Raw genomic sequence first — 12,331 nt, forward strand, 5'->3', positions numbered from 1 at the left:
GCTAATTTGTATCCTTAATAAGTATTTTTTAAAATGCTATGAAAAGTAAAGAACATGATTTTCATTTAGTGGATCCAAGCCCTTGGCCAATTGCTATATCAGCAGCAATTCTTATTCTTGCACTTGGATTAGTTGGCGCGCTTCATAAACAAATTTTCGGAGTGTTTTGTTTAGTTTTGGGAATCTTTGCAGTATCAGGGGTGCTGTTTTATTGGTGGAGAGATGTAATAAGGGAGGCCATTTATGACAAATGTCACACTGCCATTGTAAAACATGGACTCAAATTTGCAATGTACTTATTTATTCTCTCGGAGGTCGTATTTTTTATAGTGTTCTTTTGTTCATTCTTTAAAGCCTGGCTTGATCCAGTTTTTTTATTTGAGGCGTTTTCTCCTGCAAAAAAAGTTGAATGGCCCCCTGAGGGAATTTTGCCACCTGATCCGTGGTCACTACCGTTCATGAATACGTTAATATTATTGCTTTCTGGTACAACAATTACTTGGGCAAATCACTCTTTACTTAAAAATGATAAAAAGAGCATGATTAAAATGCTGTCTATAACTATATTGCTTGGAGTTTTTTTTATAATAGTGCAAGCAATAGAGTATCATGAAGCGAGTTTTTCTCTACAAGAAACAGGAGAAAAGCTTATTTATACATCCAATTTTTATATGATTACCGGTTTTCACTGCGCACACGTTATAATAGGAATAATATTTTTATCAGTGTGTTTATTTAGAGCACGGAAAGGCCAATTTACACTTCAGGACCATTTGTGCTTTGAGTTTGCCTCCTGGTATTGGCACTTTGTAGATGTAGTCTGGATATTTTTATTTTTGTTTGTCTATTGGTTAAGCGTTTATTAAGTGGTTAAAATAATAGGTCTAGATCCAGGAATAAGCAAGACTGGGTGGGCCATTATCAGCCTGAACGAAAAAAATAATATTGAATTTTTGGGCGGCGGTACCATATCAACTGATGGTAAATTGGGTACAGGTGAACGCCTACATATAATTTTTGAACAATTAAAGAAAGTAATTTCCCTATACTCTCCGAATGAAGCTGCGGTGGAGAAAATTTTTGTTAATAAAAATCCTAAATCTTCACTAACTTTAGGATATGCAAGAGGGGTTGTAATTTTAGCGTTAAAAATAACAAAGCTAACTATGAATGAATATGATGCAAACTATGTAAAAAAAAGCATTACCGGAAATGGCCATGCTGATAAGGATCAGATTATATTTATGGTGAAGCAAATAGTTAAAAATTTGAGTATAAAATGCCACCATGCTGCTGACGCTCTTGCTGTAGCAATTTGTCATGCTTATACGAAAGGTTCTTGTTTTGTTGAGTAACTTTTATATGGGATTCAGTTTGAAGATTTCCAGATCTGGAAAAACTATTTGATTGTATTTATCTTGTCTAACGTTCGTTGCAAAATAATACATGCGGAGATTTTATCATCTATTTTTTTCGATTTTGTGATTGATATTCCAGTAATTTTTAGTGTATGAGTTGCGATAGATGTTGAGAAGCTTTCGTCTTGTAAGTATATATTTACTTTATATTTTTTTATTATTTTATTTGCGAATTGGATTATAGTTTTACACCATTTAGTTTCTTGCTCGTCCATTTTTAATGGTAGTCCTATTACCATTGATCCAGATTCATTTTCTTTGAATATTCTATGCAGATAACCTAAATCTTTGCTCATATTTTTTCTGTGATATATGCTATGAGCTGTGGCTATGAGCTGTGTTTTATCGCTAAATGCTATGCCTATTTGCTTTTCTCCCATGTCAAGGCACATTATGCGCTTATCTTTTGGAATAGACTTTAGAAACTCATCTGGATTTCTATGTAGCATCTATTAGACTTCCTTTAAAGTGACCTTACCAAAAAAGTGGAGAGAAAGTTAAGAAAATTTTTTACAAAAAGAATAATGAATCAAATTGCTCAGGAATGCAATAGACTTCTTGCATAACCCAAACTAAGTAGAAAAAAGGTATCATCTAAGTAGCTGACACTGGTTTCCATCCAAAAGGGCAGTGCCCCTATGATGTCATTCCAGTGCTTGACACTGGAATCCAGACTTTAATTGTTATACTTGTAAATAAGTCTGGTGAGAATAAACGTTCATCTCAAAATGCAGTATTTTTGTTGAAATAGCTCAACTGGATTCCAGCGTCACGCGCTGGAATGACACCTTTGTGTTTGCATAGCTGTACGAACATTGTGATTTGAGAGCAATCTCCACAAGGGAGGATGTCATTCCAGTGCCCAGACACTGGAATCCAGGAAAAAGAATGGTATCATCCAAGTAGCTGACACTGGGATCCAGAAGACTTAATTTCAACCAAGTGACTGCATAATAAAGGCTGGATCCCGGTGCTTGGCACTGGAATGACAGCAATCCTACGTCATACCGCGATTCATTCGCGGTATCTCGGCCGCTAACAAGTAGCGGGATGACGGTTATCGTTTAGCTATAAATATTTAAGAAATTTACCAAATAAAAAAAAAGGCAAAAGAAGCCCTAGTCGTTATCTATTTTCAGTATTGGCGTTTTTTAAGTCTTAAACACTGCAATTTAGCTGCTTTTAAATGCAACTCACCTTAGTTTGAATGTTTAAGAAATTTACTAAGCAGAAAAAAAGGCAAAAGAAATCCCGTATTAGCTAGTTGTCACTCTCTAATCCTGCAAATTGGCGTACTATACTGTCTTAAACTACTTATAAGCGTATTTCAGCTTGTGTAGGTAAAAACCCAGAAATTTGATAAAGACATAAGGTGCACATAGTACAAAAAATTAAACATGAGACGCCAAATACATTGAGTTTTTTTGTCATTTAATCTGTACAGAGAAGATAAATAAATAGCTTCAGTTTCATGATAAAGGGGCTGGCGAAGGGTGTCAAGTAAGTTTTGCATTTAATCTGTTTCTATGGGTAGAACAATCTGCATACCACTTAGCTAACATGAGTTTTGTTTTGACTTTTTGTGCTAATTTTGCAGAATATTAAGATTATCATTTAAATAAAATACATGACGAAAGAGGATTGGGAAGCGGTAATTGGGCTTGAGGTACACGCTCAAGTTTCTTCTAATACGAAGCTATTTTCTAGCTCATCAACGGAGTTTGGTGCTGAGCATAACACTCAAGTTTCTCTAGTTGATGCGGCAATGCCAGGTACGCTGCCAATACTAAATTATTACTGCATAGAGCAAGCAATACGCACCGGTCTTGCACTTTCTGCAGAAATTAATAAGTGTTCTTACTTTGATCGGAAAAATTATTTTTATCCTGATTTACCACAAGGTTACCAGATAACTCAGTTTTTTGAGCCAATAGTTAAAAACGGTAGAGTATTTATCAACGACAATGAAAAAGAAATAAGAATTGCGAGAATTCATTTAGAGCAAGATGCAGGAAAGAGCGTTCATGAGGAAAGCAAAACTTATGTAGATTTAAATCGTGCAGGGGTTGCTTTAATGGAAATTGTTTCAGAACCAGATCTCCGTTCATCTGCGGAAGCTGCAGAATGCATGAAAAAATTGAGGCAGATTTTGCGTTACATTGGTTCGTGTGATGGTGATATGGAAAAGGGATCACTTCGTTGTGATGCAAATGTTTCTGTCCGCCTAAAAGGCAGTAGCGCACTTGGCACTCGTTGTGAGATAAAAAATCTGAACTCGATACGTTATATTGTGCAAGCTATAGACTATGAAATACAAAGACAAATTGAAATTTTAGAAAGTGGGGAAGAAATAAGTCAAGATACCTTATTGTTTGATGTTGCTTTGGGAAAAACAAAAGTGATGAGAAGCAAAGAGGATGCAAGCGACTATAGATACTTCCCTGAGCCTGATTTATTACCTGTTGAGGTAAGCCAGGAGAAAATTGATTTAATTCAATCATCTTTGCCTGAGTTGCCAGAGCAGAAAAAGCAGCGATACATTGAAAAATTAGGTATCAACGAATACGATGCAAACGTCATTACTTCCGATAAGGCGATTGCTGATTACTTTGAGGAATTGATAAAAAAACATGATTCAAAGCTCGCGTTCACCTGGTTAACTGTAGAGCTTTTCGGTCGTTTAAATAAAGCAAATATTGATATTGTGAGCTCCCCAATCAAAGCAAATGCTTTGTCCGAACTCTTAGATTTTATCGTTGATGGAACAATCTCTGCTAAACTTGGCAAACAAGTATTCGATAGTATGTTTGAAACTGGCAAACCTGCATCTCTCATCATAGAAGAGCAGGACCTAAAGCAAATAACCGATAGAGGTCAAATATCGGAAATTATCGACACAATCATCAATAGCAACCAAGATAAAGTTCAAGAATACAAAAGCGGTAAAACAAAATTATACGGATTCTTTGTCGGCGAAGTCATGAAACTCACCAAGGGAAAAGCCAGCCCTGATGTTGTGAATTCAATTTTGAGTGAAAGATTAAGTAATTAGTCACATTTTTTTATTTACATAACAGCACATCTCGTAGATATTCTCAGATTTACGCTACGATATCTTTAATCTCATGACATATAATTTTATTATTTTTTTACCATTTGTCGGCACCATCTTTAAAATTATGTGAGGTTGAGGATGCCTGAAACTTATCCTACTGTAGGGGCGAAAAACTTTATTCATGGTATTGACTATCAAAAATTGTGGCTAATGCTGTTTTTTAGACGTGCAGTGAATAGAAAGTACTTTTTCCGCTTAGCCACGGAAATGAGTTCGGCTGCAGGTTTTGACGATATTGTTTTCCGGTATGAGCAAAATGGGACAACAGTATGTATGCTTATACAAGTTAAACATAAACAAGATGGCAGCAAGAAGATCTGTGTAGGCGACTTATTGACAAAAAGTGGTGAACTTAACTTAGTAAAACATTTTGCTGCCTTTTTAGAAATTCAAGGTAATGAAGAATTCAAGGATAAAATAAAGGATTTTTTTATTGTTATAAATGTTGATTTTGACTATGAAAGTCTAGCAAGCAAGGGAATTACAGTCGAAAAAATAGAAACACAGGATGAGTTTCTGAATATAGGCGATAGTGCAAAATATAAGCTTAGAGACTTACGTAATAATATTGCTCAATACTTAAAGCAAAGGATGAGTGCTGAAGATAGGGAAGTAAGCGATGAAGAAATAAAAGGCTTTTTAAATGAGCTAGTGTTTGTAGTGAATTTGCCTAGTGATGTTGAGCTAGAAAAGTTAATCAGAAATGAGATAAATGATGACTTGGCCAGAAGGTTCAAATACTTTGGTGATAATGACTCCGTTCTCAATGCCCTTTCCACAATGATATCAAATTGGATGAAGGATAAAAGAGAGCGTTTTCTCACACCAGAAGAAGGAAAAGAATTTTTCCAAAAAGTGGAGCTATGGGCCAGTACTGTAAGTGAGATAAGACAAGGAGTAGAGAGAATAGAAGGAAAGGTTGATGAGATAGGAGAAGTATTAAATAATCAGCAAGCACGTAAAGAACCTATTTGGTTTAATATGAAGTATCCAGTTAAAACGTTTACTGGTAGAAGGAGTGAATTACAAAAGATATACAAAGAGTTGCACAAAACTACAAATGAGCAAGCGGAAGTATCACAAATAGTTGTCATTAGCGGTCTTGGGGGAATAGGTAAGAGTGAGTTAGCTAGGAAATACGCCTATGAATATAGAAAAGATTATGATGGCAATGTTATATGGATAAATGCTGAGACACAAAAGGATCTTGAAGGGTCATTTAGGATTAGCTGAGGAGTTAAAAAAAAGGTTAACTGAAGGTTCAAAAATTTCTATTACAGAGGAAGGAATCAAGTCTACCATTAAAGACGTATATAGGTATTTTAGGAACGTAGAAAGTCTTTTTATTTTTGACAATGCCAAAGGATATAGAGACGTCAATAAATTTTTACCACTATCTTTTCCTGACTGTAAAAAACCTTATGTTTTAATTACTTCTCATGACACAAAATGGGAAGTAGAAGGAGTAGAATATGAGGAAGGAAGAATAGAAGTAATAAGGTTAGGTGTACTCGATGAAACTGAAGCTTGGGAATTTGTTAAAAAGGCTTTGGACATAAAAGACAATTTACAGGATGAAAAAATAAGGGAACTGACAGAAGAATTACAGTATCTTCCGTTGGCTTTAGGACAAGCGGTTGTATATATTTACAACAAAAACGAGGAGTTAGCACCTTACGAAAAATTTGAAATAAGCGATTACTTGAAGAAATATAAGCAACAAGCAGAGAAATTGTTTGAAGAAACAGAAAGCCTATTAAAAAAATGGTTGTATGATGAGGAAGAGGAGAATGAAGGTGTAAAAGACAAGATTTAATCTGACAGAGAAGAATTAACTGACAGAAGAATTGACGTAGTCAAAACTAATATCAGGCTGTTGTTTAATGCTACTAATATTTTTCTGAAAAGCAATATGTTTACTGTCAAAAAACGTTTGCATAGGTGTTTTGCCATAGCAGTATTTGCCTGAGTGAGGCCTTGTCTCATTGTAAGAACGCAACCAATGATCAACATCGATCTGTAGATCCTCCAAAGAATAGTAGATTTTCTTTCTAAAGATAATATTGTAACACTCATCTTGCATAGTTCTATGGAATCTTTCACATATGCCATTAGTTTGTGGAGAGTTGGCTTTGGTTCTAGAATGATCGATATTTTCGATTCCTAAATATAGCTGATAAGCGTGATTTTCGGGCTTGCCACAATACTCCGTACCCCTATCAGTTAGAATGCGTAATAATGGAATTCTCTGCTCATCAAAAAATGGGATAACTCTATCGTTAAGAAGATCTGCAGCTGTAATAGCTGTTCTGTCCGTGTAAAGTTTAACCATTGCAACTCTGGAATAAGTATCAACAAAAGTTTGCTGATAAATGCGCCCTATGCCTTTGATATTGCCCACATAATAGGTATCTTGAGAACCCAAATAACCTGGATGTTGCGTCTCAATTTCACCATGAGCTTCCCTTTGTTCTTTCACTTTTTCTAAAGCTGCAAGTTGTTCTTCAGTTAAAATGATTCCGTCTTGAGCTACTTTTGCCTCCAGTGCTTTAAGTCTCTTTTTCAAAGTTTCAAGGTCATTTCTTAGCTATACAGATCTTACTCCTCCTTGGGAAATTATTATACCTCTTTTTCTCAGCTCATTTGCAGCTCTTTCTTGTCCATATGCAGGAAATTCTGTAGCTATGCCAATTATTGCTCTTTCTATATCTTCCGAAACTCTGTTTGCTAATAGCGGTTTTTTCTTACTTATTTCATGTAATGCTTCTTCTCCCCCATTTTCATATAACTCCTTGAATCGATAAAATGTATCTCTTGAGTATCCCATCACTTTGCACGCTTGAGACACATTTCCTAATTGTTTTGCTAGCTCTAGTAATCCTAGTTTTGGTTTTAGTATTTTTGTTTGTATTGTACTCATTTCTAACACTCCTTATTTTTATTATTCTTAACTTACTTTTTTAAAGTGTCATATCAAGTCCTGTTTAATACAGCTCCTCCAAAAAGGAATGAATCAACCACAAGAATTAAATATGCCGATAAAAACCATGCTGCAGTACAAGCAGCAAATAATAAAATATGTCCACAAATAACTAGAAACTTTTTTAGTTTCTGATTCATAACCCCCTCTTAATAATCTGTTAACATAATCTATTTTAGAAATAAATTGAGAAAAATGCAATTTTTTATAAAGATCGATTGAAATTTCCGAGCTTCAGTTATATTGTTAATCTATTCAGATAGAAATTAGAAACTATTGTGTCAAATAAAATAGGTTTTTGGGCTATTTTTGCCTTAGTGATTAGTAGCCAAATTGGCTCTGGAATTTTTATGCTTCCAATTAGCCTTGCTCCATATGGCATGTATAGCCTTATAAGCTGGATAATATCAGGGCTTGGTGCTATATCTCTTGCTTTGGTTTTTGCCTTACTCTGTGCAAAATTTCCAGAAACGGGTGGCCCTCACGTTTATGTAAAGCATGCTTTTGGCCCTGCTGCAGCTTTCTTTGTTGGTTGGACGTATTGGGTGATTTCATGGGTTAGCACAACAGCAGTAATCGTTGCAAGTATTGGTTATCTTACTTCGCTTTTTCATGGAGATATTCAAAATATACGCTTATTTTTAGAAATACTATTATTTACGATCATTACACTAATAAATTTAAGAGGTGTCACTGCTGCTGGATGTGTTGAGCTTTTATTGATGACTGTCAAAATTACCGCACTGCTTGCTATACCAGTAACAGCGTTGTTTTTCTTTGATAGGAATAATTTTATCATAAGTGAGGAAATATCAAGCCTCACGATGTCTCAAGTCCTTGCTCGCTCTACACTACTCACTCTATGGTGTTTTATTGGACTTGAATCAGCAACAGCACCTGCAGGATCAGTCAACGATCCAGCAAAGACTATACCAAGAGCCATAGTGCTTGGCACAATCTCTGTTGCAGTTATATATTTCATTAATAGCCTTTCAATCATGGGATTGATAAACGGCAATGATCTAGTTAATTCAAAAGCGCCGTATGTTGACGCAATAAAAATTATGTTTCCAGGTAATTGGCATTTGATCATTTCTATTGTTGCTTTTATTGTTTGTGTTGGCAGTTTAAATGCTTGGGTACTAGCTAGTGGACAAGTGGCCCTTGGCCTTGCAGAAGATAAACTGATGCCACAGTTCTTTGCTAAAAGAAACAAGCACGGTTCTCCTTTCTGGGGCATAACAATCAGCTCTGTTGGTACTTCAGTTCTACTAATTCTCACTTCAAGCAACAATTTTGCTAAGCAGATCACATCAATTATCGACTTTTCTGTAGTTTCATTTTTATTTGTTTACCTTGCATGCAGTCTTGCTTTTCTCAGAGTTATTGTGCAAGAAAAGAGTTGTTACAAATTTTTAATTGGCAGTATAGCAACAACCTTTTGCTGTTGGGTAATATTTGAAACTTCTGTGAATACCTTGCTGATCGCAAGCTTATTCACTGCAAGTGGCGTACCTCTTTATTTATTTTGGTATCGCAGAGTTTCTGTATAGCAAATGTTATGTATCTGTTCAGCAGAGTGGCAAAATAAGGTAGACGAGAAAAGACAACTATAGGAAGAAATGGGTGTCATGCCAGTGCGTGACACTGGCATCCAGTTCTTTCGCGCAGTTCCATCAAAAACGTTGTAAAGGATTAATTGCTTTCGTGTTTACCAACTTAGTGCCCAATCTGGATCCCAGTGTCAAGCACTGGGATGACAAGAAAGGGAACACTGGAATTTTTGTTTCAATATTTGTACATGAGCCATGCATCTGAACAGATACAATGTTGTAGCTAGAGATAATTTTTAAATGATTGATATTTATGAACCACGACTTTTCTTGTTGTCCACTTGTTCAACATTACCCTTCTCAAGTTTACTATCTACTTCTTTTGTGTGTTCATCATCTATACTAGTTTCATCTTTTATCTTACTAGGGTAATCTTCCTGCGATTTTTTATATGCTTCCATGTTGTCATATATAGGGTTACTGATGATTTCTATTTTTTCAGGTGTGAAAATCCTTGCTAAAAATCTCCTTATTATTGGTATTGACCTTAAGAAATCTCTTAGCTTTGAAGATTCTTGTCTTTTGTTTAGAGACTGTTGGTCTATTTTAGAGGTTTTTACACCATACTTTTTATCATCAAAATTTATTGTAGGCTTTCTTTTATTCGAAAGAACACTTTGGGCCTTTGATCCATTGGTTCCTTCAGGCCCTTGAGGTGTAGACATTGCAGGTTTAACCTTAGTTTCATCGTATTCCTTACTCATCTTTCATTTCATTATGTAATATTACTAATATTGCATAATAATAGCTAAATTACAATTAATTGCAAGGTAAAAATATTAAAACAATTGTAAATTTTGTCAGTAAAAATATAATAGAACTTTAAAATTAGAGGTTCATCTATATGAGATACAAAATTGCTGTTATTGGAGCAACCGGAAGAGTAGGGCGTGAGGTATTAAGCACGCTTGCTGAATTTCAAGATGAGGCGATAGATTGCGTTATTGCACTTGCATCGAAAAAATCAGAAGGGAAGAAGGTGAGCTTTGGTGACAAAGAGTTAACAGTTTTATGCCTTGAGGATTATGACTTCGTTGGAACTAATGTAGCCATTTTCTGTGCTGGATCTCATGTTTCTGAAGAGTATGTACCAATTGCAACACAGGCTGGATGCATCGTGATAGATAACAGTTCCCATTTTAGAATGAAAGAGGGTGTGCCACTCATTATTCCAGAGATTAATAAAGAAAAAATTATGGAATATAAAAACCACAACATAATATCCAATCCAAACTGTACTACAATACAGATGCTGCTAGTACTACATCTATTACACCAGAAAGCAAAAATAAAGAGAATCGTTGCTTCAACTTATCAATCGACTTCTGGTGCAGGCAAAGCAGCAATGGATGAGCTCTATGACCAGACAAAAAAAATCTTTATGAACGAAGCTAAAAAACCCGAGATATTCTCTAAGCAAATAGCATTTAATTGCATTCCCCATGTAGGAGAATTCATGGAGAATGGTTCTACAGAAGAGGAATGGAAAATGCAAGAGGAGACAAAAAAAATTTTAGAGGAAGATATAAAAGTTACTGCAACTTGTGTAAGAGTACCCGTCTTTATCGGTCACGCTATGGCAGTAAATGTGGAATTTGATCAACATATCACTGAAGAACAAGCTCGTGAAGTGCTAAGTGAAGCCGAAGATAGTGGAGTTTTAGTGTACAACAGGCGTGAAGATAGTGAATACATAACTCAAATTGATGTTGTACAGGAGAATGCTGTATATGTATCGCGTATTAGAAGAGACAATACTGTTGAGCACGGATTAAATATGTGGATAGTGGCTGACAACCTGCGCAAAGGCGCAGCATTAAATATAGTGCAGATTCTTGAGATTTTGATAAGAGAGCATTTGTCAATCAAGTGCATATAAAGCGCACGTACGTTGTAATTCGAAGGAAATTTGTATACCACATGGCAGCGCGTGACGCTGGAATGGCTTTGTTGCATCGCTACTTATGAAAGGCTAACTATAATTAGGATTATAAGCAACTTATTGAAAATCTTGTTTTTTTTGCAATCAATCTGATCAAATTTAAGAATAGTAACTTGTTATTTATATTAATAAATTTAATTCTATTGAAAATAGCTAAAGCATTGAAATTCTTGAATTTTTGCCGGATTAGTGAGTGGTAGTGAAATTTCTTTTACTCAAATTTAGGTATTCACTGACCGTTCTTGTTATAAATACCAGAATAATAAGCTACTGATATTCTCCACCTTTTTTATCTTTAATCCATCATAGCTAGCGATGCAACAAAGCCGGCTGGATTCCAGTGTCAAGCACTGGAATGACACCATTTGCTGTGCAGTTTACCTTCAAAAATGAATGTTCGTACAGCTATGGAATAAATCGCGGTATGACGGTTCGCAGCGGTATAGTAACCCGTCACCCCGCTACTTGTTAGCGGCTGAGATACCGCGGCGGTATGACGTAGAAGCTATACTTTTATACTCACCAACTCAGTATCCAATCTGGATCCAAGTAGTCAAGCTATTCGGATGACACCCTCATAAAGTGAAATGAGATCCCGCTAACACGTAGCGGGATGACGGGAAAAGAGGTACTGGGAGACATCCTTCCTGGTAGACCCAAATCACAATGTTCGCACAGTTGTGCGTCACGCGCTGCCGAACACTGTATGGTTATACAAGAAAAATTAAGGCTTAAAAGGAATTTTAAGTATCAGGACTCAAGGTTTTTATTCCTTCTTAATAAAACATAAAAAGCCCCTTTACCACCATGTTTTTTCGTAGCTTGTTGGTAGTATAGAACCATATGCTGGATTTTAGTGTCATTTAACCATTTATTTAAGTTACTCTTTATAGTGTCTGTTTTATTTGTTGCACTGCCGTATCCCGTAATTACCAATAAACATCTATTTCCTGCTCGATAATTTTTGATAATAAAATCTATCAATTTACAGTAAGCATCCTCTATATTATAGCCATGCAAATCGAGCTTATCGCTTATAAAATATTTACCCCTATCAACTTTTGATTTTGTGTTTTGGTCAAGACAAAATGATGAGTTACTATTATTGGTATTAAGAAAATTCCCTTGTAAGTCGGAGGTACCTTTATCAACCATAGACTTTATATTTACTTTATGATCAACTTTCAAAGTAACTTTTCCACATTCTATTGGCTTAACATTTTTTTGCCAATCCAACTCATCGTCCGACATAAACGCATTAAT

Annotated in this window: 11 protein-coding genes and 1 pseudogene; 7 read left to right on the forward strand and 5 right to left on the reverse strand. The window is 35.5% G+C overall.

Annotated elements, in window-relative coordinates; all coding sequences use genetic code 11:
• The first annotated feature begins 38 nt into the window (after window positions 1-38).
• Entirely contained in the window at window positions 39-866 is an 828-nt protein-coding gene (locus tag OPR49_RS07135) for a cytochrome c oxidase subunit 3 (protein ID WP_182318989.1), read from the forward strand.
• Window positions 867-1,355 (forward strand): crossover junction endodeoxyribonuclease RuvC, encoded by a 489-nt coding sequence (gene ruvC / locus OPR49_RS07140; protein WP_038199503.1) that lies wholly within the window; start codon window positions 867-869, stop codon window positions 1,353-1,355.
• A 44-nt stretch (window positions 1,356-1,399) separates the two neighbouring features.
• Here the strand turns inward: ruvC and ruvX are convergent, their stop codons facing one another.
• Entirely contained in the window at window positions 1,400-1,867 is a 468-nt protein-coding gene (ruvX, locus tag OPR49_RS07145) for a Holliday junction resolvase RuvX (RefSeq protein ID WP_010082183.1), read from the reverse strand.
• A 1,178-nt stretch (window positions 1,868-3,045) separates the two neighbouring features.
• Here ruvX and gatB point away from each other — a divergent pair.
• From gatB to OPR49_RS07160, 3 genes are all read left to right on the forward strand, one after another.
• Window positions 3,046-4,470, forward strand: a complete 1,425-nt coding sequence (gene gatB / locus OPR49_RS07150) for an Asp-tRNA(Asn)/Glu-tRNA(Gln) amidotransferase subunit GatB (RefSeq protein ID WP_265027037.1) — start codon at window positions 3,046-3,048, stop codon at window positions 4,468-4,470.
• 141 nt (window positions 4,471-4,611) lie between these two features.
• On the forward strand, window positions 4,612-5,766 hold the full coding sequence (locus OPR49_RS07155; protein ID WP_265027038.1) for a hypothetical protein: 1,155 nt from the start codon (window positions 4,612-4,614) through the stop codon (window positions 5,764-5,766).
• Window positions 5,741-6,349 (forward strand): hypothetical protein, encoded by a 609-nt coding sequence (locus tag OPR49_RS07160; protein ID WP_265027039.1) that lies wholly within the window; start codon window positions 5,741-5,743, stop codon window positions 6,347-6,349. Before OPR49_RS07155 ends, OPR49_RS07160 begins: the two co-directional genes overlap by 26 nt.
• 15 nt (window positions 6,350-6,364) lie before the next feature.
• Here the strand turns inward: OPR49_RS07160 and OPR49_RS07165 are convergent.
• Both OPR49_RS07165 and OPR49_RS07170 read right to left on the reverse strand, forming a co-directional pair.
• Window positions 6,365-7,453: pseudogene (locus tag OPR49_RS07165) on the reverse strand (IS481 family transposase).
• Between the two features lie 53 nt (window positions 7,454-7,506).
• Window positions 7,507-7,653 carry a hypothetical protein gene (locus OPR49_RS07170; protein ID WP_265027040.1) on the reverse strand — a complete coding sequence of 49 codons (147 nt, stop codon included), beginning with the start codon at window positions 7,651-7,653 and terminating at the stop codon, window positions 7,507-7,509.
• Window positions 7,654-7,791: 138 nt separating this feature from the next.
• On the opposite strand from OPR49_RS07170, the gene OPR49_RS07175 reads away from it, so the two are divergent.
• Complete coding sequence (locus OPR49_RS07175; RefSeq protein ID WP_264338045.1) at window positions 7,792-9,066, forward strand: APC family permease; 1,275 nt, start codon at window positions 7,792-7,794, stop codon at window positions 9,064-9,066.
• 311 nt (window positions 9,067-9,377) lie between these two features.
• Here the strand turns inward: OPR49_RS07175 and OPR49_RS07180 are convergent, their stop codons facing one another.
• On the reverse strand, window positions 9,378-9,830 hold the full coding sequence (locus tag OPR49_RS07180; RefSeq protein WP_264338047.1) for a hypothetical protein: 453 nt from the start codon (window positions 9,828-9,830) through the stop codon (window positions 9,378-9,380).
• Between the two features lie 140 nt (window positions 9,831-9,970).
• Here OPR49_RS07180 and OPR49_RS07185 point away from each other — a divergent pair, with 140 nt between their 5' ends.
• Window positions 9,971-11,005 carry an aspartate-semialdehyde dehydrogenase gene (locus OPR49_RS07185; RefSeq protein WP_265027041.1) on the forward strand — a complete coding sequence of 345 codons (1,035 nt, stop codon included), beginning with the start codon at window positions 9,971-9,973 and terminating at the stop codon, window positions 11,003-11,005.
• Window positions 11,006-11,818: 813 nt separating this feature from the next.
• On the opposite strand, the gene OPR49_RS07190 is transcribed toward OPR49_RS07185, so the two are convergent.
• Complete coding sequence (locus OPR49_RS07190; RefSeq protein ID WP_182319589.1) at window positions 11,819-12,319, reverse strand: Smr/MutS family protein; 501 nt, start codon at window positions 12,317-12,319, stop codon at window positions 11,819-11,821.
• Between the last annotated feature and the right edge of the window lie 12 nt (window positions 12,320-12,331).

The sequence above is a fragment of the Wolbachia endosymbiont (group A) of Bombylius major genome, from assembly GCF_947251895.1.
Classification (GTDB): domain Bacteria; phylum Pseudomonadota; class Alphaproteobacteria; order Rickettsiales; family Anaplasmataceae; genus Wolbachia; species Wolbachia pipientis.